The 20,858-nt window shown below is 73.5% G+C and carries 22 protein-coding genes; 11 read left to right on the forward strand and 11 right to left on the reverse strand.

From position 1 onward, the window contains the following. Positions 1 to 44: 44 nt before the first annotated feature. Positions 45 to 2,195, forward strand: a complete 2,151-nt coding sequence (locus tag AB0B58_RS02940; RefSeq protein ID WP_360216483.1) for a heavy metal translocating P-type ATPase — start codon at positions 45 to 47, stop codon at positions 2,193 to 2,195. Positions 2,196 to 2,510: 315 nt separating this feature from the next. Here AB0B58_RS02940 and AB0B58_RS02945 read toward each other — a convergent pair whose 3' ends face one another. The 4 genes from AB0B58_RS02945 to AB0B58_RS02960 form a co-directional block, all read right to left on the reverse strand. After that, the gene (locus AB0B58_RS02945; protein ID WP_360216486.1) at positions 2,511 to 3,251 is read right to left on the reverse strand and encodes a TetR family transcriptional regulator; all 741 of its coding nucleotides are present in this window, start codon (positions 3,249 to 3,251) and stop codon (positions 2,511 to 2,513) included. After that, complete coding sequence (locus AB0B58_RS02950; RefSeq protein WP_360216489.1) at positions 3,232 to 3,657, reverse strand: DCC1-like thiol-disulfide oxidoreductase family protein; 426 nt, start codon at positions 3,655 to 3,657, stop codon at positions 3,232 to 3,234. Before AB0B58_RS02950 ends, AB0B58_RS02945 begins: the two co-directional genes overlap by 20 nt. Continuing rightward, positions 3,654 to 4,175 carry a hypothetical protein gene (locus tag AB0B58_RS02955; protein WP_360216492.1) on the reverse strand — a complete coding sequence of 174 codons (522 nt, stop codon included), beginning with the start codon at positions 4,173 to 4,175 and terminating at the stop codon, positions 3,654 to 3,656. The genes AB0B58_RS02950 and AB0B58_RS02955 overlap by 4 nt, the downstream gene beginning before the upstream one ends. Before the next feature lie 139 nt (positions 4,176 to 4,314). Beyond that, positions 4,315 to 5,772, reverse strand: coding sequence for a glycoside hydrolase family 3 N-terminal domain-containing protein (locus tag AB0B58_RS02960; protein ID WP_360216495.1), 1,458 nt, complete (start codon positions 5,770 to 5,772; stop codon positions 4,315 to 4,317). 173 nt (positions 5,773 to 5,945) lie between these two features. Here AB0B58_RS02960 and AB0B58_RS02965 point away from each other — a divergent pair, with 173 nt between their 5' ends. The 3 genes from AB0B58_RS02965 (at position 5,946) to AB0B58_RS02975 (ending at position 8,933) form a co-directional block, all read left to right on the forward strand. Beyond that, complete coding sequence (locus AB0B58_RS02965) at positions 5,946 to 7,124, forward strand: ROK family transcriptional regulator (RefSeq protein ID WP_360216498.1); 1,179 nt, start codon at positions 5,946 to 5,948, stop codon at positions 7,122 to 7,124. A gap of 72 nt (positions 7,125 to 7,196) precedes the next feature. Next, positions 7,197 to 8,018, forward strand: a complete 822-nt coding sequence (locus AB0B58_RS02970; RefSeq protein ID WP_360216501.1) for an ABC transporter ATP-binding protein — start codon at positions 7,197 to 7,199, stop codon at positions 8,016 to 8,018. Positions 8,019 to 8,027: 9 nt separating this feature from the next. Continuing rightward, entirely contained in the window at positions 8,028 to 8,933 is a 906-nt protein-coding gene (locus AB0B58_RS02975) for a ribokinase (protein WP_360216504.1), read from the forward strand. 15 nt (positions 8,934 to 8,948) lie between these two features. Here the strand turns inward: AB0B58_RS02975 and AB0B58_RS02980 are convergent, their stop codons facing one another. From AB0B58_RS02980 to AB0B58_RS02995, 4 genes are read right to left on the reverse strand one after another with little or no spacing between them, the layout of a single operon-like run. Further along, a complete protein-coding gene (locus AB0B58_RS02980; protein WP_360216507.1) occupies positions 8,949 to 9,836 on the reverse strand; it encodes a methyl-accepting chemotaxis protein in 888 nt (295 codons plus the stop codon). Then, the gene (locus AB0B58_RS02985) at positions 9,833 to 10,375 is read right to left on the reverse strand and encodes a PAS domain-containing protein (RefSeq protein ID WP_360216510.1); all 543 of its coding nucleotides are present in this window, start codon (positions 10,373 to 10,375) and stop codon (positions 9,833 to 9,835) included. Before AB0B58_RS02985 ends, AB0B58_RS02980 begins: the two co-directional genes overlap by 4 nt. A gap of 55 nt (positions 10,376 to 10,430) precedes the next feature. Beyond that, entirely contained in the window at positions 10,431 to 10,796 is a 366-nt protein-coding gene (locus AB0B58_RS02990) for a hypothetical protein (protein ID WP_360216513.1), read from the reverse strand. After that, positions 10,793 to 11,275 carry a DUF6232 family protein gene (locus AB0B58_RS02995; RefSeq protein WP_360216516.1) on the reverse strand — a complete coding sequence of 161 codons (483 nt, stop codon included), beginning with the start codon at positions 11,273 to 11,275 and terminating at the stop codon, positions 10,793 to 10,795. Before AB0B58_RS02995 ends, AB0B58_RS02990 begins: the two co-directional genes overlap by 4 nt. An 87-nt stretch (positions 11,276 to 11,362) precedes the next feature. Here AB0B58_RS02995 and AB0B58_RS03000 point away from each other — a divergent pair, with 87 nt between their 5' ends. The 4 genes from AB0B58_RS03000 to AB0B58_RS03015 all read left to right on the forward strand — a co-directional run bounded on the left by AB0B58_RS03000 (position 11,363) and on the right by AB0B58_RS03015 (position 16,265). Further along, entirely contained in the window at positions 11,363 to 12,136 is a 774-nt protein-coding gene (locus tag AB0B58_RS03000) for an enoyl-CoA hydratase-related protein (RefSeq protein ID WP_360216519.1), read from the forward strand. An 87-nt stretch (positions 12,137 to 12,223) separates the two neighbouring features. Next, a complete protein-coding gene (locus AB0B58_RS03005) occupies positions 12,224 to 12,754 on the forward strand; it encodes a hypothetical protein (protein WP_360216522.1) in 531 nt (176 codons plus the stop codon). Between the two features lie 40 nt (positions 12,755 to 12,794). Continuing rightward, on the forward strand, positions 12,795 to 14,576 hold the full coding sequence (locus tag AB0B58_RS03010; RefSeq protein WP_360216525.1) for an Hsp70 family protein: 1,782 nt from the start codon (positions 12,795 to 12,797) through the stop codon (positions 14,574 to 14,576). A gap of 66 nt (positions 14,577 to 14,642) precedes the next feature. Beyond that, positions 14,643 to 16,265, forward strand: a complete 1,623-nt coding sequence (locus tag AB0B58_RS03015; protein WP_360216528.1) for an acetolactate synthase — start codon at positions 14,643 to 14,645, stop codon at positions 16,263 to 16,265. 6 nt (positions 16,266 to 16,271) lie between these two features. Here the strand turns inward: AB0B58_RS03015 and AB0B58_RS03020 are convergent, their stop codons facing one another. Genes AB0B58_RS03020 through AB0B58_RS03030 form a run of 3 tightly spaced genes read right to left on the reverse strand, consistent with a single transcriptional unit; the run spans position 16,272 to position 17,289 of the window. Then, complete coding sequence (locus AB0B58_RS03020; RefSeq protein ID WP_360216531.1) at positions 16,272 to 16,610, reverse strand: PLDc N-terminal domain-containing protein; 339 nt, start codon at positions 16,608 to 16,610, stop codon at positions 16,272 to 16,274. Positions 16,611 to 16,648: 38 nt separating this feature from the next. Continuing rightward, a complete protein-coding gene (locus AB0B58_RS03025; RefSeq protein ID WP_360216534.1) occupies positions 16,649 to 16,951 on the reverse strand; it encodes a DUF202 domain-containing protein in 303 nt (100 codons plus the stop codon). After that, positions 16,948 to 17,289, reverse strand: a complete 342-nt coding sequence (locus AB0B58_RS03030) for a YidH family protein (RefSeq protein WP_184998633.1) — start codon at positions 17,287 to 17,289, stop codon at positions 16,948 to 16,950. The genes AB0B58_RS03025 and AB0B58_RS03030 overlap by 4 nt, the downstream gene beginning before the upstream one ends. 398 nt (positions 17,290 to 17,687) lie before the next feature. Here AB0B58_RS03030 and AB0B58_RS03035 point away from each other — a divergent pair, with 398 nt between their 5' ends. The 3 genes from AB0B58_RS03035 to AB0B58_RS03045 all read left to right on the forward strand — a co-directional run bounded on the left by AB0B58_RS03035 (position 17,688) and on the right by AB0B58_RS03045 (position 20,721). Beyond that, the gene (locus AB0B58_RS03035; RefSeq protein ID WP_360216537.1) at positions 17,688 to 18,467 is read left to right on the forward strand and encodes an electron transfer flavoprotein subunit beta/FixA family protein; all 780 of its coding nucleotides are present in this window, start codon (positions 17,688 to 17,690) and stop codon (positions 18,465 to 18,467) included. Between the two features lie 14 nt (positions 18,468 to 18,481). Continuing rightward, the gene (locus AB0B58_RS03040; RefSeq protein ID WP_360216540.1) at positions 18,482 to 19,441 is read left to right on the forward strand and encodes an electron transfer flavoprotein subunit alpha/FixB family protein; all 960 of its coding nucleotides are present in this window, start codon (positions 18,482 to 18,484) and stop codon (positions 19,439 to 19,441) included. A gap of 104 nt (positions 19,442 to 19,545) precedes the next feature. Continuing rightward, on the forward strand, positions 19,546 to 20,721 hold the full coding sequence (locus AB0B58_RS03045; protein WP_360216543.1) for a cysteine desulfurase family protein: 1,176 nt from the start codon (positions 19,546 to 19,548) through the stop codon (positions 20,719 to 20,721). The last annotated feature ends 137 nt before the right edge of the window (positions 20,722 to 20,858 follow it).

Genomic DNA, 20,858 nt, shown 5'->3' on the forward strand with positions numbered 1-20,858 from the left:
GCCGCATCCGCCACCCGGGTACCCCCGAGGGGTATGCTGGCGTCATGACGCAGCAGATCGAGTTGGAAATCGGCGGCATGACCTGTGCCGCCTGCGCCAACCGCATCGAGAAGAAGCTCAACCGTCTCGAGGGCGTCACCGCCACCGTCAACTACGCCACCGAGAAGGCCCGGGCCACGGTCCCGGCCGGCGTCGGCGCCGCCGAGCTCATCGCCGTGGTGGAGAAGACCGGCTACACGGCCACCGAGCCCAAGGCCGGGCCGGTCGCGGCGGAGCGCGGTGCCGACCCGCTGCGCGTCCGGCTGCTCGTCTCGGTCGCGCTGAGCGTGCCCGTCATCGTCCTCGCCATGGTCCCGGCCTGGCAGTTCACCTACTGGCAGTGGCTCTCGTTGACGCTCGCCGCGCCGGTGGTGGTCTACGGCGGCTGGCCCTTCCACCGCTCGGCCTTCGTCAACCTGCGGCACGGCGCCGCCACCATGGACACGCTGGTGTCGATCGGCACGCTCGCCGCGTTCGTCTGGTCGCTCTGGGCGCTCTTCCTCGGTGACGCCGGCGTTCCCGGCATGACGCACCCCTTCGAGCTGCGGGCCGGCTCCACCGGCGACGCCATCTACCTGGAGGCCGCGGCCGGCGTGACCGCGTTCCTGCTGGCCGGGCGCTACGCCGAGGCCCGCGCCAAGCGACGGGCCGGCGACGCCCTGCGCTCGCTGCTCGCCCTCGGCGCCAAGACGGTCACCCTGGTGGGCGGCCGGGAGATCCCCGCCGAGCGGCTGCGGGTCGGCGACGTCTTCCAGGTGCGCCCCGGCGAGAAGGTCGCCGCGGACGGCGTGGTTGTCGACGGCGCCTCCGCGCTCGACCAGAGCCTGATCACCGGCGAGTCGGTGCCCGTCGAGGTCGCCGAGGGGGACCCGGTAACCGGCGGCACGGTCAACGCCGGCGGCCGTCTCGTCGTGCGCGCCACCCGCGTCGGTGCCGACACCCAGCTCGCACAGATGGCCCGCCTCGTCGAGGAGGCGCAGGACGGCAAGGCCGCGGTGCAGCGGCTGGCCGATCGCATCTCCGGCGTCTTCGTGCCGGTGGTGATCGCCCTGGCCGCCGCGACGCTGGGCTACTGGCTGGGTTCGGGCGCGGGGACCACGGCCGCGTTCACCGCCGCCGTGGCCGTGCTGATCATCGCCTGCCCCTGCGCCCTCGGCCTGGCGACGCCGACCGCGCTGCTGGTCGGCACGGGGCGCGGCGCCCAGCTCGGCATCCTCATCCGCGGCGTGGAGGCGCTCGAGTCGACCCGCCGCGTGGACACGATCGTGCTCGACAAGACCGGAACGGTGACGACCGGGGCGATGACGGTGTCGTGCGTCGTGCCCGAGCCGGGCTGGGACTCGGCCGGGGTGCTACGGCTTGCCGGCGCCGTCGAGGCGGCGTCCGAGCACCCGCTCGGCCGGGCAATCGCGCGGGCCGCGGCGGCGCAGGGGGAGCTGCCCGCGGTGAGCGACTTCCACGCGACCGCGGGCGTCGGCGTGCGCGGCACCGTGGGAGGCGCCGCGGTGGAGGTGGCCCGCGGCGCGGGCGACACGGCCGAGACGTGGGTCGAGCTGCGCGTCGACGGCACGGTACGGGGCCGCATCGCGCTGGCCGACTCCGTACGCCCGACGAGCGCCGCCGCCGTCCGGGGGCTGCGCGCCCTGGGCCTCGAGCCGGTGCTGGTCACCGGCGACGCGCCCGCGGTTGCCGAGGCGGTCGCCGCGCAGGTCGGCGTCGCCGAGGTGGTCGCCGGCGTGCTGCCCGCGGGCAAGGTGGACGTGGTCAAGCGGCTGCAGGCGCGCGGCCGCTCCGTGGCGATGGTCGGCGACGGGGTGAACGACGCGGCGGCGCTGGCCCAGGCCGACCTGGGCGTGGCGATGGGTGCGGGCAGCGACGTGGCGATCGAGGCGTCCGACCTGACCCTGCTGCGGGGCGACCTCACGGCCGCCGTCGACGCCGTGCGGCTGTCGCGCCGCACGGCGTCGATCATCCGGGGGAATCTCTTCTGGGCCTTCGCCTACAACGTGGCGGCGCTGCCGCTCGCGGCGGCGGGTCTGCTCAACCCGATGATCGCGGGCGCGGCGATGGCGCTCAGCTCGATCTTCGTGGTGGCCAACAGCCTGCGGCTGCGCCGCTTCAAGCCGGCCGTGTTCGACACGTCCGCGGCGGAGTGAGCCGGGCGCCTCAGCCCGATGACTGCTCCCGAAACCATCGGGGCGCCCGGCTCACCATCCGTGCCGCGGGGGATTCGGACCGGTCCCGAGGTCCGAAGCCCTGCGGCATCCCCAGATCCACCTGCAGACGTAACGCTACGTGGCGACGGCCGCACCTCGGAAGCGTTCGGTACTCGAATTGGCCGAACGGTTGGCCGCTCTTGGGCGACAGATCCGGATATCACGGCACAACAAGGCGGAAAGTGTTACGTTCTGATTCGGTAAGCTGATGCCCTGATCACTTAACGTGATGTCAATTACCGGTGCGGAGAGTCATCAATCGCGGCGGATCGTGTCGATCAGCGCGAGGACCTGCCGCAGCGCCGGCCGCAGCACCCGCAACCGGGAGAGGCCGACGAGCCGGTCGGCCAGCGGGACGATGCCGTCGATGAGCCGGCGGGTCCGGCGCTGATCGGGCGAGCGGTCGTAGACCCAGAAGAGCACCACGCCCATCCAGCTCAGCCAGAGCAGTTCCGGCAGCTCTTTCCGCAGCTCGGGGTCGACCTTCGCGGACGAGCCCTCCACCACGTCCCGGAAGATCGCGATGGCCGCCTCGCGGGCGGGCGACGACTCCCGCGAGAACGGGCTGAGCGGCGACGACGGCTCGGCCGCGGACTTGAAGAACGTGGCGGCGAACGAGTGGTACGGCTCGTTGACGTCGATGCCGGCGTGCAGCACTCCGCGTAACCGGGCGGCGAAGTCCTTCTCGTTCGCCAGCACCGGCTCGGAGGCGACCCGGTGCGCGAGCTGGTTGCGGTCGTAGAACCCCTGGATCAGGTGTTCCTTCGAGTCGAAGTAGTAGTAGGCGTTCCCGACCGCGACGCCCGCCTCCTTGGCGATCGCCCGCATCGTGGTCTCGGTGTAGCCGCGCTCGCGGAACAGCCGCAGCGCGGTCTCGAGGATCAGCAGCCGGGTCTGCTCGCCCCGGGCCCGCCGCGGCTTCTCCCCGGCGCCCTCGCCCTCGGCGGGCGGGGGCGCGGCCGGCTCGTCGGCGGGGTCAGCGGCAGCTGTCGTCACACACGTCACCGTAGTCTTCCGTTCGTGTCGACCGCCGCGCGGCGGCGGCAGCGGCGATGAAGCGGCGCGCGGCGGGAAGCAGCGCCGGCGAGCTCAGCCGCTCGGCCATCGCGCGGTAGTCCGCCAGGGCCCACAGGCAGGCCAGCCACGCGCCGTCCGAGACGTAGACCAGGCCGCCGTCGGTGATCACGGTCAGGTCCCGCAGCGTCGCCGCATGGTCCAGCCCGGGAAAGCGCCGTCGCGCCTCGGTCGACCCGGCCGCGACGAATTCCAGCGGTACGAGCTGAGCCCGGCCCTCGAGCCAGCGGTGCGCGGTACGGCAGATCGGGCAGCCCTCGTCGTACAGGACGGTGAAGTAGCCGATCCGGCCGGCCCCGTGACCGGCCGGATCGATGGTCACCGTCATGCCGGCGCGGGCGGCGGCACGGGTCCCGCGATGCCCTGGCCGGGCCAGTTCGCGGTCGCGCCGGGACGGGGCGCGGCCTGGCCGGGCGCTCCCGCGCCGGGGTGGCCGGGGCCGCCGGGCGGTGGGGGCATCGGGAGCCGTCCCGCCGGCGGAAGCGGCGGCATGGCCTGCTGCTGGCGCAGCCGTCCGCGCCGGTACCGGCCCAGGAGGAAGACGTTGCAGACGTGCAGCACGCCGAGCACCAGCAGGACGAAACCGATCTTGTACGAGAGTGTCTCCAGCGCCCGCGCCGCGTCCGGTATGCGGGCGCTCGAGCGCATCGCGACCGCGACGTAGCCGAGGTTCAGCAGGTAGAACCCCATCACGAGCAACTGGTTCACGGCCTTCGCCAGGCGGCTGTCCGCGAAGACGTCCTCCAGGAAGACCATCCCGTTGCGGGACAGCGTCGTCGCCACCCAGACCGTCAGCCCGACGCTGACGACCAGGTAGGCCAGGTACATCCAGACCTTGTGGTCCACGGTCTCCAGCCCTTCTTGAACACGTTCAACTGTTGACCGGCTCAGCGTAGATGCTTATTTGAACGTGTTCAAGGAGACCTGGGGCACAAAAAGAGGCAGCGGCGGGTGGTGGCCCGCCGCTGCCCCGGTTTCCGCCGCCCTAGTTGTCCACGGCCAGCCCGAGGGCCTCCGCCGCGGCGCGGCCGTTGGCGTGGCTCGCGCCGTAGGTGGTGACGAAGGCCCGCGCCCCGGCCGGTCGCCAGGCGGACGGCCAGCCCATCTCCACCACGGCGACGGTGTGGCGCGCCGCGAGCGTCTCGATCAGCGCCCGGGTCGCCTCGGCCCGGTGGGTGTGCCGGCCGACGAGGACGATCGGCCGCGGGCCGGCCCGCTCGGCGAGCGACTCGGGGGAGGTGTCCGCCGCCACGACCGTCACCTGCTCGGTCCCGTTCAGGTGCGGCCGGAGCCCCCACGGCACCCGGCCCTCGGCGATCGAGTGGCCGGACTCCAGCTGCACGACAAGCGGCCCGGTGAGATCAGCGAGCGTGCCCTCGACCCGGATCGCGCGGCGGGCGGCCGCGTAGCCCAGCGCCGCGTCGCGCGCCACCGGCGGCACCGGGCGCCGCGTCCACGACGCCATCGCCGCGTTGCGCTCGGCGGCCTCCTCGAGCCGGCCCGTCTCCAGCCGGCCGTCGCGCACCCCGGCGACGATCTCCGCCGTGACGGCCTCGACGAGCTCCGCATCGACGCGGGCCCCGATGCAGAGCAGGTCGGCGCCCGCCGCGAGCGCGAGCACGGCCGCCCGGCCGATGCCGCCGGCCGCCACCGCGGCGCCCTTCATCTCCAGCGCGTCGGTGATGACGACGCCGCGGAAGCCGCAGTCGACCCGGAGCAGGTCGGTCAGCGCCGCCCGGCTGAAGGTGGCCGGGCCGGCGCCGGTCAGCGCGGGTACCCGGATGTGCGCGGTCATGATCGCCTGCGAGCCGGCGGCCACCGCGGCCGCGAACGGCGGCAGGTCGCGCTCGCGCAGGACGGACAGCGGTACGTCGACGGTCGGAAGTTCGAGGTGCGAGTCGGTCGTGGTGGCGCCGTGGCCGGGGAAGTGCTTCGCGCAGGCGGCGACGCCGGTGGCCTGCAGTCCGGTGACCGCGGCGGCGGCGTGCCGGGCCACCAGCAGCGGGTCGGCACCGAACGAGCGGGTGCCGATGATCGGGTTGTCGTCCGCGGTGTTCACGTCGACCGTCGGGGCCAGATCGAGGTTGATGCCCGCCGCGGCGAGGTCGGACCCGACGGCCGCGTACACCGTACGGGTGAGGTCCGGGTCGTCGACGGTGCCGAGCGCGGCGTTGCCCGGATAGGGGCTGCCGGTCAGGTGGGCCAGGCGGGTGACGTCGCCGCCCTCCTCGTCGATCGCGATCAGCACGTCCGGCCGCGCGGCCCGCAGCTCGTCGGTGAGCCGGCCGAGCTGTATCGGTTCAGCGACGTTGGCGCCGAAGAGGGTGTGACCGGCCAGCCCCTCGGTGAGCAGGCGCAACGCCCACTCCGGGGCAGATTTCCCCGCAAAAGCGGCGAGCTGGGTCCGTAGCGCGAGCCGCCGTAGGCCCGGGTCGATCGGCATGGTTTCCTTCCCCGGTTCAGCTCTGGTTATCCTGCCGGCCGAGCTGCCATGATCGTCGGGCGTCTATCGGACATGGGGCACGGCCGGTGAGCGTGCTGGCCGTTACGCTGCCGCTACCTGATGTGCGCCGATAATGTAATAGGAAATAATCCTAAATACTAGGGGACGTAGTTATGGCTGCCACCCGCCTTCCGGGTACACCCCGGTTGCTGCGTGCGCTCAACGACCGCGCCGCGCTGGAACTGCTGCTCACGAAGGGTCCGCTGACCCGGGCGCAGCTCGGCGAGATGACCGGTCTGAGCAAGGTCACCGCCTCGCAGCTGGTCGAGCGCCTCGAGGAGCGCGGGCTCGTGCGCCGCGTCGGCGAGCAGGCCGGCGGCCGCGGCCCGAACGCGCAGCTGTACGCAGTCGCTCCCGGTAGCGCACACGTCATCGGTGTCGAGGTCCTGCCGGACCGGGTCATCGCGGCCTGCGCCGACATCACCGGCGACGTCGTCGGCCGCAGCGAGCAGTCGACGCAGGACGGTGACGACCCGGTGCGCGCGGTGCACAGCGCGGTCGTTGAGGCGGCCGGCCGCGGCGGCACCGACATGGCGTCCGTGCGCCGCGTCGTGCTCGGCACCCCCGGCCTCGTTGACCCGCAGACCAGCGAGGTCTCGTTCGCCTTCGACCTGCCCCGCTGGCACCGCGGCCTGCTCGCGGAGCTGCGCAAGGATCTGAGCACGCCGGTGGTCTTCGGCAACGACGTGAACCTGGCCGCCATCGCCGAGCAGCACACCGGCGCCGCCAAGGGCCACGACGACTTCGTGCTGATCTGGGTCGGCCGCGGCGTCGGCCTCGCGACCGTCATCGGCGGCCGGCTGCACCAGGGCAGCACCGGCGCGGCGGGCGAGATCGGCTACCTGCCGGTCGCCGGCGCCGAGATCCCCCGCAACGCCTCGAAGCGCGGCGCCAAGGGCGCCTTCCAGACCCTGGTCGCCTCGGACGCCGCCAAGGCCATCGGCAGGAAGTACGGCTTCCGCGGCGCCGAGTCCGCCGACGTGGTGCGCGCGGCCGTCGCCGCCGGCGCGGCGGGCGAGCCGATGCTGGACGAACTGGCCGGCCGGCTCGCCCTCGGCGTCGCCGCCACCTGCGTCGTCCTCGACCCGCCGCTGGTCGTGCTGGCCGGCGAGGTGAGCCAGGCCGGCGGTGCCGCCCTGGCCGAGCGGGTGGAGCGCGAGGTCGCCGCCATCACCCTGGTCGCGCCCAAGGTCGTGATCAGCGAGGTCGCCGTCGAGCCGATACTCAACGGAGCCCTGCTGACCGCCCTCGAATCCGTCCGCGACGAGGTCTTCGGATCCACCACCGGCTGAGGGGACGTCCCGCCGGGTCCCGCCCCGGGCTCGGTGTCGGAACGCCCGGCAGCTGCATGGTTGGATGGACGCGTGCTCGAGGCAGCGACTCCCACCCCCACCCCACCTGACGACGACACCGTCATCTCCTTCGACCGGGTGAGCGTGATCCGCGGCGGCAGCTTCCTGCTCCGCGGGCTCAGCTGGCAGGTCGAGCTGGACGAGCGATGGGTCGTCCTGGGGCCGAACGGCGCCGGCAAGACGACGCTGCTGAACCTCGCGTCGGGCCGGATCCACCCGTCCCGCGGCAACGCCTGGGTGCTGGGCGAGCGGCTGGGGCGCACGGACATCAACGAGCTGCGTACCCGGATCGGGCTCAGCACCGGTCAGTTCGCCGACCGGGTGCCGCCGACCGAGCGGGTCCTCGACGTCGTGGTCACGGCGGCCTGGTCCGTGGTCGGCCGCTGGCGGGAGAGCTACGACCCGCAGGACGAGGCCCGGGCCCGGGCGCTGCTGCACCAGATGGGGATGGGCGGCCTGATCGACCGCGAGTTCGGCACCCTCTCCGAGGGCGAGCGCAAGCGCACCCAGATCGCCCGCGCGCTGATGACCGACCCCGAGCTGATGCTGCTGGACGAGCCCGCCGCCGGGCTGGACCTGGGCGGCCGCGAGGACCTGATCGGGCGCCTCACCGAGCTGGCCGAGGATCCGGACGCCCCGGCCCTGGTGCTGGTCACCCACCACGTCGAGGAGATCCCGCCCGGCTTCACCCACGCGATGCTGCTGCGCGAGGGCACCGTCGTCGCGGCGGGCCTGCTCGGCGAGACGCTGACCGCCGACAACCTGTCCAAGACGTTCGGGCTGCCGCTGGTGGTACAGCGCAACGGCGACCGGTACATGGCGCGGGCGGCCTGAGGCGCCACGATGGCCGTTTCCCCGCCCCGGGTCGTGGTCGCCGGCAGCGCCAACATGGACCTGGTCGGGCTCGCCGCCCGCCTGCCGCTGCCCGGCGAGACCGTGCTGGGCGACGACTTCGTGATGACGCCGGGCGGCAAGGGCGCCAATCAGGCCATTGCCGCGGTCCGGGCCGGCGCGGTGTGCGCGATGCTGGGCGCGATCGGCTCCGACGCGTTCGGGGTGACGATCAAGGCCCGGCTCAACGCGTCCGGCGTGGACACCGCGAACCTGCGTACCAGCTACGGCGCGTCCGGCGTTGCGGTGATCATGGTGGACCGCGCCGGCGAGAACTCGATCATCGTGAGCCCGGGGGCGAACAGCTCGTTCGCGGGCCTGAGCGCGGCCGAGACCGCGGTCATCGCGGAGAGCGACGTGCTGGTCTGCCAGCAGGAGATTCCCGTGGACACCGTGGTGGCGGCCGCGCAGGCGGCGCAGGCGGGCGGCACCCGGGTGATCCTGAACGCGGCGCCCGCCCGAGAGTTGCCGCCGGAGCTCGTCGCCGCGGTGGACCTGCTGGTCGTCAACGAGAGCGAGGCACGGGCGATCACCGGTTCGCCCGAGCCGGACGTCGCCGGGCTGCTGGCGCTCGTGCCGCGGGTGGTGCTGACCATGGGCGGCGCCGGCTCCTGGTATGCCGACCGCGACGGCGCCGACGAGCGGATCCCGGCCTGCACGGTCGACGTGGTCGACACGACCGCGGCCGGTGACGCGTTCACGGGTGCGCTGGCCGTGGCCTGGGGCGAGGGCCGTGACCTGGTGGACGCGGTCCGCTGGGCGAACGCGGCGGGCGCCGCCTGCGTCCGCAAGGTGGGCGCCAGCAACGCGCTGCCGACGCGCGCGGAGATCGACGAGCTCTACGCCCTCAACACCTAGGTGTGCTGGGCCCGGTCAGCTCTGCCGGGCCATCGTCACGAAGCGGTGCACCTCGTTGCGCAGGACCTCGGCCAGCTGGCTCAGCCCGGCCGTGCCGGAGTCCTGGCCGCCGTCGACGGCGGTCGCGATGCCGTTCACCAGGCCGCTCATCTCCCGGATGCTGGCGGTCACCGCCTCCAGCACGCCGACCGACTGCGCCGTCGCCTGCTGGACGGTGTTGACCTGGCCGAGGATCTCCTCGCTGGAGCTGCTGGTCTCGTTGGCCAGGTTCTTGACCTCGTCGGCCACCACGCTGAACCCGCGGCCCGCCTCGCCCGCCCGGGCCGCCTCGATCGTCGCGTTCAGGGCCAGCAGCCGGGTCTGCGACGCGACCGAGTTGATCAGATCGACGGCCGTGCGGATCTCGTCGGAGGCGGTGCGCAGCGAGCCGACCGTCTCGACGCCCCGCTCGGCCTCGGTGACCGCGTCGCGGGCGAAGTCGGCCAGCCCGTTCGCCGAGGCGCCCATCTCCGTCGCGGCCGTCGCCACCTGCTCGGAGATGGTGAGCACGGCGTTCTCGAGTTCGTCGGCGAGGGCCACCCGGGAGCGCCCGGCCTCGGCGAGGCGGTCCGCGGACCGGCTCATCTCGTCGGTGGACTGGGAGATCTGTGCGGCCGCGTCGCGGAACGCGCCCCGCATGCCGCGGGTCAGGAAGCGCCGGTGGAAGCGCCCCTCGGCCGCCGCGGCCAGCGATGCTCCGGCCTCGCGGACGAAGGTGTCCGTGGTGTCGAGCAGCCGGTTGAGCGCGGCCCGGGCGTCCCGGGCCTCGGCGGAGTCGTCGAGCGGCGGCACCCGGGCCTCGAAGTCGCCCGCGGCGGCCCGCTCGCAGACCTCTGTGATCAGGCGCAGGGTCTCGGCGTTCATCGCATGGCCCCGTTCGTCAGCGACCAGACGAACGCGTCGTAGGTCTGCCCCCGGTCGTCGAGCAGCCGCTGCAGCTTCGCCCAGGACGCGTCGAGGCCGGCGGCCGCGGCGTCGTGGCGGCGCTCCTCGGCACGCAGGTCGGCGTAGATCCGGCTGATCTCGGCGACCGCGGCCTCCTCGGGGCGTCGCCGGCTGGAGTGGTAGCCGACCAGCCGGCCCTGCGCGTCCACAGAGGGCGTGACGTGCGCCAGCACCCAGTAGTGCGCGCCGTCCAGGGCGAGGTTCTGCACGTACGCGAAGATCTCGTGCCGACTGCCGATCGTCTCCCAGAGCAGCTTGAAGACCGCCCGGGGCATGTCGGGATGGCGGATGATGTTGTGCGGCTGTCCGATCGCCTCGTCCTCGCGCAGCGCGGAGATCCGCAGGAAGACGTCGTTGGTGTAGGTCAGCAAGCCGCGGGGGTCGGTCTTGGTGACGATCAGCTCGTCCTCGCCGAGCTTGCGCTCCACGCCGGTCGGCGGCACATGGGTGGCCTTCATGGTCCCCGTATCGTCGCCGGTCACCGGCCGGCCCCGGGGGCGGATTACGGGAATTTCACCGCCTGGCGACGCGCAGTCCCCAGAGGACCAGTGGCACCTGCAGCGGCAGCCGGCCGTATGCGACGGCCCGGCGCGCGGGTGACGCGTGCCGCCAGTCGATCGCCATCTTGACGTTGGCGGGGAACACCCCGGCGAAGAGCGCGGCGGCGGCCAGGCCGCCGAGCCGCCGGGTGCCGGGGTTGACGATCGCGGCGGCGACGGCCAGTTCGGCGGCGCCGCTGAGCTGGGTCCAGGTCCGCGGCCGGCCGGGCAGCGAGCGGGGCACGATGCTGTCGAAGGGCTTGGGCTGTGCGAAGTGCAGCACGCCGGAGGTGGCGAGCAGCCCGGCCAGCGCCAGCGCGCTGCGGTGTGCGTTCTTCATCGTGCTCCCGGTGTTCGGCGTGGGACGTTGTCTTGATCGAGGGCGCGCTGCAGGGCGCGGTAGATCCGGCCGAAGCGTTGCCGGTCGGTGGTATCCAGCAGCAGGACGTTCCCGCCGCGGACCTGTGCCCAGATCTCCAGCCGGCGGCTGCCCCGGTCGTAGGAGCGGTCGACGAACTCGAGGAGCACGTCGGCCAGGGGTGCGGCGGCCAGGCCGATGAGGACACCGCCGCCGGCCAGCGCGATCGTCGTCGCGGTCGACGCGTCGATGACCAGGGCGACGAGGACGCCCAGGGCGCCGATGACGACCGGCGTGATGATCGCGATGGCGAGGGCGCCGCGACCGGCCACCGCGCTCCACGACCGGCGGCCGCGGCGGTGCCAGACCTGCGCCAGGTCGCCGAGCCGGTAGTCGCGCCCGCCCATCCGGACTCCGGTCGACGTCACAAGCACGTCCGGGTCCCGGTAGTAGGTGATCATCACCCCTCCCTCGGTGCAATGGTACTTACCCGCGGCCGTGGGCCTTACGCTGTCAGCTGTCTGAACGATCGCTAGGGAGGCAAGCGCGTGGGTGAGTTCGTGCGACTGGAGACCAGCGGCGGCATCGGCACGATCCGGCTCGAGCGGCCACCGATGAACGCCCTGAACACCCAGGTTCAGGAGGAGCTCCGGGAGGCCGCGCGGGCCGCGACCGCCGACGCCGACGTCCGGGCCGTGATCGTGTACGGCGGGGAGAAGGTCTTCGCCGCCGGTGCCGACATCACCGAGTTCACCAGCACGACGTTCCAGGAGATGACCGTCCGCGCCACGGCACTGTCGAGCGCGTTCGACGAGGTCGCCCGGATCCCGAAGCCGGTCGTCGCGGCGATCACCGGCTATGCGCTCGGCGGCGGATGCGAGCTCGCCCTGGCCTGCGACTGGCGGGTCGTCGCGGACGACGCCAAGCTCGGCCAGCCGGAGATCCGGCTGGGCATCATCCCGGGCGCCGGCGGCACCCAGCGCCTCGCCCGGCTGATCGGCCCGGCCAAGGCCAAGGACCTCATCTTCTCCGGCCGCATGGTCGACGCCGAGGAGGCCCTGCGGATCGGGCTCGCCGACCGCGTCGTGCCGGCCGCCGATGTGTACTCGAGCGCGGCCGAGCTGGTCAAGCCGTACCTGAACGGGCCGGCCCTGGCCCTGCGCGCCGCGAAGCTGGCGATCGACGGCGGCCTGAACACGGACCTCGCCTCCGGGCTCGCGTGGGAGAGCCAGCTGTTCGCCGGCCTCTTCGCCACCGACGACCGGATCGAGGGCACCACGGCCTTCGTCGAGAAGCGCAAGCCGAAGTTCACCGGGCGCTGAGCAGGCGACTCAACCGAGAAACGGACACGGGGATCTCGCGGATATCGATCTGTTGCCATAAAGTTCCTCTCTGTGACGATGTCCGGCATGCGCGTGACCCCGGTCCGTCGCACCGTCGCGGTCGCCGTGGCGCTGGTGACCGGCCAGGCGCTGCTGTGCGGGGTCATCGGTTTCGTCACGTTCGGCGACCGGGGCGACGCGGTGACCGGTGCCCGTGCCGCCGGGCCGCAGTTCCCGGTGCCGCCGGCCGGGCCGCCGTCCGCGAGTAACCCGCCCAGCTCCTCCGCCCCCTCGGCGAGGCTCACGACCCGCCGGCCCGCGGGGACCACGCGGGCGGCATCGCGCCCGCCCTCGCCCGCGGGGACGCGCACGCCGCCCGCGCCGCCGCCCGCGCCGCCCGCGACCGCCGCGGTCCCGCCCGCCCCGCCGGCGACCGTCACGTCGCCGCCGGGGTTGGCGCCGCTGCCCACGCCGTCTGCCGAGGACGACGAGACCCAGGGGCCGGTCCGGGTCAGGGACCGGTGCGACGTCGAGGGCGCGGCCGGCCGGACCGCCGACGGCCGGGCCGTGCGCTGCGTGCGCGGCCGCGACGGTGACCTGCGCTGGCGGCTCGAGTAGCCAGATCATCTACTTCCCGGCCGGGCCTACACTGGCGCGCATGTCCATCGAAGCGGGTCGGCACTCTCTCGGCGTCGACTTCGGCACCTCGAACACCGTCGCGGTGGCCCGCTGGCCCGACGGGCGGGCGCGGCCGATCCTCGTCGACGGCTCCCCGCTGCTGCCGTCGGCCGTGTACGCCGAGCCCAGCGGGAGCCTCGCCGTCGGCCGCGACGCCGTGCACAGCGCCCGGCGCGACCCGGCCCGTTTCGAGCCGAACCCGAAGCGCCGCATCGACGACGGCCTCGTGCTGCTCGGCGACCAGGAGCTGCCGGTCGTCGACCTGATCGCGGCGGTGCTGGTGCGGGTGGCCGACGAGTGGCACCGCGCGGTCGGCCCGGTACGCCCCGAGACGACCCTGACCTGCCCGGCGACCTGGGGAGCGACCCGCCGCGGCCTGCTCGCCGAGGCCGCCGCCATCGCCGGGCTCGAGCGGGTCCGCCTGGTGGCCGAGCCGGTCGCCGCGGCCACCTACTTCGCCGAGGTGCTCGGCCGTGAGGTGCCGATCGGGTCCGTCGTGGTGGTGCACGACTTCGGCGCCGGCACCTTCGACGTGAGCGTGGTGGCGCGCACCGCGGAGGGCTTCGAGGTCCTGGCCGTCGACGGCCGCGACGACATCGGCGGCCTGGACGTGGACGCGGCGATCGTCGAGCACATCGGCAAGCAGGTCGCCGAGCGGGACGCGGCCGTCTGGCAGCGCCTGTCCGAGCCGGAGACGCTGGAGGACCGGCGCGCCAAGCAGCAGCTCTGGGACGACGTGCGGATCGTCAAGGAGCGACTGTCGCGGATCCAGTCCGCCGACGTGGTGGTGCCGCTGCTCGACCTCGAACTGCACGTGACCCGGGATGAGCTCGAGGAGCTGGCCCGGCCGCTGCTCGACCAGACCGTCCGGGTCACCCGGGACCTGCTGAACTGGGCCGACCTGCCGGACGGGCGCCTGGCCGGGGTCTTCCTGGTCGGCGGCGCGAGCCGGATCCCGCTGGTGGCGACGCTGCTGCACCGGGAGCTGGGCGAGGCGCCGGTCGCCATCGAGCAGCCCGAACTGGTGGTCGCGGAGGGCAGCATCCTGGCGGACGCCGCGCTGCTCGCGACGGAGCCGGCCGCACCGGGCCCGACTGCCGAGATGCGCCTGGTCTCCCGCAACAACCCGGTCGCGCCGCCGCCCCGGGTGGCGGCCTCGGTCGACGACATGGACACGGTGCCGTCGGCGAAGCCCGCGCCGGGCCTCCCGCCGCCGGCCGTCGATCCGTGGCCGGACGCGCAGCAGCACTGGGTGCCGGACCCGGACCAGACGGTCGCCTCCGAGCCGTCGTGGGACGTACACGCCCTCCAGAACACCCCGGCGGGCTCGGCCGCCGGTTCGGCCGCCGCCGCCCGGCCCAGCTCGCCGGCGCCGGCCCCGGAGCGGGGGGCCACGAAGAAGGCGAAGCGGCCCGGCCCGGTCGCGGCCGCATCCCGGACGCGGTCCGCGCCCGCGGCCTCGCGGCCCGTGTCGCCCTCCGCGGTCTCCTCGCGGCCGGTCTCGCCGTCGGCGCGGCCCGGGGCGGGCGCCCGCCCGGCACCCACCGCCCGGTGGGACTCGCCGCCCGCGGCCCGGCCGGCCGCGCCGCGCCGGCGGCGAACCGGCGGCGTGCTGCGCTTCCTCCAGGTCTTCCTGAGCGTGATCTTCCTGGTCACGGTGCCGGTGGTCGCGCTGGTGGCGGCGTACGGCGTCAGCGCCGGGGTGCCGATGGACGCGGCGGTGGAGCTCCTGCTGGAGGAGTTCGACCGCCTCAGAGGGTGAGTCTGGCTCATCTTTTCCCACCGGTCCCGGTAGCGTGCTGACGAGGACCGAGCGGCGGGAGCTGGCATGTCGGAAATGATCGAGGGCCACGGCGGGGAACTGGCGCTGGCGGCGCTGCGGGCGTACGGCGTGACGGAGATGTTCACCCTCTCCGGCGGGCACGTCTTCCCGCTCTACGACGCCGCGCACAAGGCCGGGTTCCCGATCTACGACGTGCGGCACGAGCAGTCGGCCGTCTTCGCCGCCGAGGCCGTCGCCAAGCTTCAGCGCCGCCCGGGCCTGGCCGTCCTCACCGCCGGTCCCGGTGTGACCAACGGCATATCCGGCCTGACCAGCGCCTTCTTCAACGCCTCCCCGGTGCTGGTGATGGGCGGCAGGGCGCCCGCCTTCCGCTGGGGCTCCGGCAGCCTGCAGGAGATCGACCATGTCCCGCTGGTCGCGCCCGTCACCAAGTACGCCGCCACGGTCGCCGGCACCGACCAGATCCCCGCCGAGGTGGCGAGGGCGCTGACCGCGGCCCTGACCGCGCACCGCGGTCCGGCCTTCCTCGACCTGCCGCTCGAGGTGCTCTTCTCCAGCGAGGACGTCGCCGCGCCCGGCGCTCCCGAGATCCCCGTCGTCGAGCCCGATCCGGGCGACGTCGCCCGGGCCGCCGAGTTGCTGGCCGCCGCCGAGCGCCCGGTCATCATCGCCGGCTCCGACGTGTGGGGCGGCAACGCGATCGCCGAGTTGCGGGCCGCCGCCGAGGCGCTGCAGATCCCGGTCTTCGCCAACGGCATGGGCCGCGGGGCGCTGCCGCCGGGCCACCCGCTCGCCTTCGCCCGGGCCCGGCGCCCCGCGCTCGACGGTGCCGACGTCGTCGCCGTCATCGGCACGCCGCTCGACTTCCGGCTCGGCTTCGGCGAGTTCGGCGCCGCGCGGGTCGTGCACATCGTCGACGCGCCGACCCAGCGCGCCGGCCACGTCGAGACCGCCGTCTCGCCGGCCGGCGACCTGCGGCTGATCCTCGCGGCGCTGGCCGACCACACCGGCCCGCGCGCGGACCACAGCGGGTGGATCGACGGCCTGCGCGTCGCCGAGGACGCCGGCAAGGCCCGCGACGCCGAGGCGATGGCCGCGGAGAGCGATCCGATCAAGCCCGCCCGGGTCTACGGCGAGCTGCGCAAGGTGCTGGCCCCGGACGCGGTCACCATCGGCGACGGCGGCGACTTCGTCTCCTACGCCGGCCGCTACCTCGAGCCCGCCCAGCCCGGCACCTGGCTCGACCCCGGCCCGTACGGCTGCCTCGGCACCGGCATGGGCTACGCCATGGGTGCCAGGGTCACCTACCCCGACCGGCAGATCTGCGTCCTCATGGGCGACGGCGCGGCCGGCTTCTCGCTGATGGACGCCGAGTCACTGGCCCGGCAGAAGCTGCCCGTGGTGATCGTGGTCGGCAACAACGGCATCTGGGGCCTCGAGAAACACCCGATGCAGGCCATGTACGGCTACGACGTCGCCGCGGATCTGCAGCCCGGACTGCGCTACGACCACGTGGTCGAGGCGCTCGGCGGTGCCGGCGAGACGGTGGAGAAGTCTTCCGATCTCGGCCCGGCGCTGGAGCGTGCCTTCGACGCCGGCGTCCCGTACCTGGTCAACGTGCTGACCGACCCGGCGGACGCGTACCCCAGGTCGTCCAACCTGGCCTGACCCCGGTCACTCGTCGTTCTTCTCCAGCTCGCGTTCCCACTGGTCCAGCAGCTCGCGTTCGCGGCGCGACCGTTCGGTGTCCATCGAGCGGAGGAAGTCCGGATCGTCGTCCGGCGAGGTCGGGCGGGGACCGCGCGTGCGGATCGGGCCGCCCTCGCGCGGCGGCGGGACCGGCCGTCCCCAGGCGAAGTAGGCGAGGGGGCCGAGCAGGGGGATCAGCAGGATGACGAGCAGCCAGAGCGCGCGCGGCATGTTGCGTACCCGATCGGCCGACAGCGCGCCGATGAGCGCGAGCACCAGGAGCACGAGCTGCACCGCAGCCAGGAGGACGAACAACCGGACCATTAGGCAATGATGACGCGCCGCAACCCGAACGGCGACGATCAGAGCATGACAAGCGCGGCGCCGAGCACCGCGAGGCACACGGTGAGCGCCGCGTACGCGGTGACTGTGCGCCGTCCGGGCCGCGGCGGGAGTGCGTTGAGGCCCCGCGCCCGCCGGTAGGCGAGGCCGATCAGGGCGGCCCAGAGCGCCATCGCGGCCCCCGCGCCGAGGAACGTCCAGGTGCCCGCTCCGGGCGCGAAGGCCGGCCGGGTCGCCAGCAGCGCCACCGCGGTCGCCGACAGCCCGGTGCGCCGCCAGGCCAGGCGGGTCCGCTCCGCGGAGGCGCCGGGGTCCGGGTTCACGAGAACGCTTTGATCAGCACGGCGACGACGAGCAGCAGCGCGCCGAGCGCCACGATCAGGGCCAGCACCGCCGGGAACCGGGACTTCGGCAGGTCGGTGCCGAGCCGCATGGCCCGCTCCGTACGCGCCCAGTGGTCAACGGCCCGCAGCGCGACCACGCCGCCGAGCAGCAGCAGCGCCACCGCGATGCCCTCGCGCAGGTGTGGGATGGGCAGCGGCGGCAGGAACTGTGCGCACGCGAGCCCGCCGGCCAGCAGCGCCAGGGCGGTCCGGATCCAGGCCAGGAAGGTGCGCTCATTGGCAAGCGAGAAGCGGTAGTCCGGCTTCTCGCCGGCCATCGGGGTCTTCTGCGGGTTGAACCACTGGGCGAGCACGTCGCCGATTATCGACCAGGGAGGTCAAGAAGGCGGGCCGGGGAGGCCGCCCACAGCCTGCGCACCTCCGTGCTGACGCAGGACTCCCGGGTACGTCCACAGGTGCACCAGGCTCCCTCCGGCCCGGTCGGCCGGTGCGGTGGGAGAGGATGGGGCGAGCGCGCGGGTAACGCGTGCGAAACAGCAGTAATTTGGCCGGACATGTCCTGGTACCCCCTTGATCCGACTGTAGCGATCTTGCGGCGGCTCCGGGTGAGGTGAGTCACTCTCGGTGGTGGAGACCCATAAGCTACTGACGGGTAACATCCGGAGGGGACAGACTGCAGGCGTGCGTCCATCAACAGGAGGGTCGTCGAAGCGCGATGAACATCGTCGTACTGGTCAAGCAGGTACCCGACTCCGGTGCTGAGCGCACCCTGAGCGCGGGTGACAACACCGTCGAGCGTGCCTCGGCGAACAACGTCATCAACGAGATGGACGAGTACGCCATCGAGGAGGCGCTGAAGATCAAGGAGGCGCACGGTGGCGAGGTGACCGTCCTGACGATGGGCCCCGAGCGCGCCACCGAGTCGATCCGCAAGGCCCTCTCCATGGGCCCGGACAAGGCCGTGCACGTACAGGACGACGCGCTGCGCGGGTCCTGCGCCGTCGCGACCTCCAAGGTCCTCGCCGCCGCGCTGGGCACCCTCAGCGCCGACCTGGTGCTCTGCGGCGCCGAGTCGACCGACGGCCGCGTGCAGGTCATGCCGCACATGCTGGCCGAGCGCCTCGGCATCGCGGCGCTGACCGGCGCCCGCAAGCTCACCGTCGACGGCGGCCAGCTGACCGCCGAGCGGCAGACCGACGAGGGCTACGAGGTCGTCACCGCGGCCACCCCGGCCGTCGTCAGCGTGTGGGACACGATCAACGAGCCCCGCTACCCCTCCTTCAAGGGCATCATGGCCGCGAAGAAGAAGCCGGTGCAGACCCTGTCGCTCGCCGACCTGGGCGTCTCCGCCGACGAGGTGGGCACCGCGGGCGCGACCTCCGCGGTGGTCGAGTTCGCGAGGCGGCCGGCGCGTTCGGCCGGCACCAAGATCACTGACGAGGGTACGGGCGGCGAGCAGCTCGTCGCGTACCTCGCCGCCGAGAAGTTCGTCTGAGAGGGGCTCACACCATGGCTGAAGTACTGGTCGTCGTCGAGGCCTCCCAGGCCGCCGGCGTCAAGAAGGTCACGCTCGAGATGCTGACCATCGCCCGCACGCTGGGCTCCGTTTCGGCGGTCGTGCTCGGCGGCGCCGGCGCCACCGAGCAGTTCGCCGCCAAGCTCGGCGAGTTCGGCGCCGAGAAGATCTACTCGGGCGAGGGCGAGGAGATCGACGGCTACCTCGTGGCGTCGAAGGCCACCGCCGTCGCCGAGCTGGTCAAGCAGGTCCAGCCCGCCGCGGTGCTGCTCGCCTCGACCCAGGAGGGCAAGGAGATCGCCGGCCGGCTCGCGGTCAAGCTCGACAACGGTCTGCTGACCGACGCGGTCGAGGTGGCCGCGGACGGCACCGCGACCCAGGTCGTCTTCGCCGGCTCCACGATCGTCAAGTCCAAGGTCACCAAGGGCCTGCCGATCATCACCATCCGCCCGAACTCGATCACCCCCGAGCCGGCGCCGGCCACCCCGGCCGTCACCACGCTCGAGGTCACCGCGACCGACGCCGACAAGCTGACCCGGGTCGTCGAGCGGGTCGCCGAGCAGAAGGGCTCCCGCCCCGAGCTCAGCGAGGCGTCGATCGTCGTCTCCGGCGGCCGCGGCGTCGGCAACGCCGACAACTTCAAGCTGGTCGAGGAGATGGCCGACCTGCTCGGCGGCGCCGTCGGCGCCTCCCGCGCGGCGGTCGACTCGGGCTACTACCCGCACCAGTTCCAGGTGGGTCAGACCGGCAAGACCGTCTCCCCGCAGCTGTACGTCGCCCTGGGCATCTCCGGCGCGATCCAGCACCGGGCAGGCATGCAGACCTCGAAGACGATCGTCGCGGTCAACAAGGACCCCGAGGCCCCGATCTTCGAGCTCGCCGACTTCGGCGTGGTCGGCGACCTGTTCAAGGTCGTGCCGCAGGCCGACGACGAGATCCGCAAGCGCAGGTAGGCGACAGGTTTCCCACGGCCCGGCGGATGCTTCCGCCGGGCCGTTTCGCGCTCCATCCATCCGGGCCGTTTCGGTTGACGGCTCAAGGCATAAGCTTCACGTTGATGGCCTACCTGGATCACGCGGCGACCACGCCGATGCTCGCCGAAGCGCTCGACGCATATGTCGAGGCCGCCCGCGAGGTCGGCAACCCGTCGTCGCTACACGCTGCCGGCCGGTGCGCCCGCCGGCTGGTCGAGGAGTCCCGCGAGCGCATCGCCGCGGTGCTCGGCGCCCGCCCGTCAGAGGTGATCTTCACCAGCGGCGGCACCGAGAGCGACAACCTGGCGGCCAAGGGCATCTACTGGGCCAGGCGGAGCGGCGACCCGCGCCGCAACCGGGTGGTCGCGTCCGCGGTCGAACACCACGCGGTGCTCGACACGGTCGACTGGCTCGGCACACACGAGGGCGCCGACGTCAGCTGGCTGCCGGTGGACGAGGCCGGCCGGGTGGACCCGGAGTCGCTGGCCGACCTGCTCGCCGAGCACGGCGACGAGATCGCGGTGATCAGCACCCAGTGGGCGAACAACGAGGTCGGCACGATCCAGCCGGTGGCCGAGCTGGCCCGGCTCGCCGCGCGGGCCGGCATTCCGTTCCACACCGACGCGGTGCAGGCGGTCGGCCAGGTTCCGGTCGACTTCGCCGCGAGCGGCGCCGCGGCACTGACCCTCACCGGCCACAAGCTGGGCGGCCCGGTCGGGGTGGGCGCGCTGCTGCTCGGCCGCGACGTCGTCGCGACCCCGCTGCTGCACGGCGGTGGCCAGGAGCGCGACGTGCGCTCCGGGACGCTGGACACCCCGGGGGTGGCGGCCTTCGCGGTCGCGGTCGAGGCCGCGGTCAAGACCCAGCAGGAGTGCGCGGCCCGGGTCGCCGCCCTCCGCGACGAGCTGGTGGAACGGGTACGGGCGGCGGTGCCGGACGCGGTGTACAACGGCGCGACGACCGACCGCCTGCCGGGCAACGCGCACTTCTCGTTCCCCGGATGCGAGGGCGACGCGCTGTTGCTGCTCCTCGACGCACAGGGAATCTCCTGCTCGACGGGTTCGGCGTGCTCGGCGGGGGTGGCGCAGCCCTCGCACGTGCTGCTGGCGATGGGTGCGGACAACGACCGGGCCCGCTCGTCGCTGCGCTTCACGCTGGGCCACACGTCGACGGCCGCCGACATCGACGCGCTGCTCGCGGCGCTGCCGGGAGCGGTCGAGCGCGCCCGCCGCGCGACCGCGTGGAAAACGCCCCGCTGACCTGCTCCCCGGTCGTCCCGGCGCGGTTCGCGCCGCCCGGCCGGCGTCGCCGCCCCGGGAACGCAGTGCCCGCCGCCGCGGCGGTCCGGCCGCTGGTGGCGGGCGCGGTGGGTGCCGCCGGTCGCGGCGGATAGGCT

Source organism: Actinoplanes sp. NPDC049118 (genome assembly GCF_040648555.1).
GTDB lineage: Bacteria > Actinomycetota > Actinomycetes > Mycobacteriales > Micromonosporaceae > Actinoplanes.

Bases quoted from the DNA above. Each gene is read 5' to 3' on its own strand.
- AB0B58_RS02990 (WP_360216513.1), bottom strand. From the start codon at position 10,796: ATGAAGAACGCACACCGCAGCGCGCTGGCGCTGGCCGGGCTGCTCGCC.
- AB0B58_RS03030 (WP_184998633.1), bottom strand. From the start codon at position 17,289: ATGGCCGGCGAGAAGCCGGACTACCGCTTCTCGCTTGCCAATGAGCGC.
- AB0B58_RS03035 (WP_360216537.1), top strand. From the start codon at position 17,688: ATGAACATCGTCGTACTGGTCAAGCAGGTACCCGACTCCGGTGCTGAG.
- AB0B58_RS02985 (WP_360216510.1), bottom strand. From the start codon at position 10,375: ATGAAGGCCACCCATGTGCCGCCGACCGGCGTGGAGCGCAAGCTCGGC.
- AB0B58_RS03010 (WP_360216525.1), top strand. From the start codon at position 12,795: ATGTCCATCGAAGCGGGTCGGCACTCTCTCGGCGTCGACTTCGGCACC.
- AB0B58_RS02965 (WP_360216498.1), top strand. From the start codon at position 5,946: ATGGCTGCCACCCGCCTTCCGGGTACACCCCGGTTGCTGCGTGCGCTC.
- AB0B58_RS03045 (WP_360216543.1), top strand. From the start codon at position 19,546: ATGGCCTACCTGGATCACGCGGCGACCACGCCGATGCTCGCCGAAGCG.
- AB0B58_RS02960 (WP_360216495.1), bottom strand. From the start codon at position 5,772: ATGCCGATCGACCCGGGCCTACGGCGGCTCGCGCTACGGACCCAGCTC.
- AB0B58_RS02975 (WP_360216504.1), top strand. From the start codon at position 8,028: ATGGCCGTTTCCCCGCCCCGGGTCGTGGTCGCCGGCAGCGCCAACATG.
- AB0B58_RS03005 (WP_360216522.1), top strand. From the start codon at position 12,224: ATGCGCGTGACCCCGGTCCGTCGCACCGTCGCGGTCGCCGTGGCGCTG.
- AB0B58_RS03040 (WP_360216540.1), top strand. From the start codon at position 18,482: ATGGCTGAAGTACTGGTCGTCGTCGAGGCCTCCCAGGCCGCCGGCGTC.
- AB0B58_RS03020 (WP_360216531.1), bottom strand. From the start codon at position 16,610: ATGGTCCGGTTGTTCGTCCTCCTGGCTGCGGTGCAGCTCGTGCTCCTG.
- AB0B58_RS02940 (WP_360216483.1), top strand. From the start codon at position 45: ATGACGCAGCAGATCGAGTTGGAAATCGGCGGCATGACCTGTGCCGCC.
- AB0B58_RS02995 (WP_360216516.1), bottom strand. From the start codon at position 11,275: ATGATCACCTACTACCGGGACCCGGACGTGCTTGTGACGTCGACCGGA.
- AB0B58_RS03015 (WP_360216528.1), top strand. From the start codon at position 14,643: ATGTCGGAAATGATCGAGGGCCACGGCGGGGAACTGGCGCTGGCGGCG.
- AB0B58_RS02980 (WP_360216507.1), bottom strand. From the start codon at position 9,836: ATGAACGCCGAGACCCTGCGCCTGATCACAGAGGTCTGCGAGCGGGCC.
- AB0B58_RS02950 (WP_360216489.1), bottom strand. From the start codon at position 3,657: ATGACGGTGACCATCGATCCGGCCGGTCACGGGGCCGGCCGGATCGGC.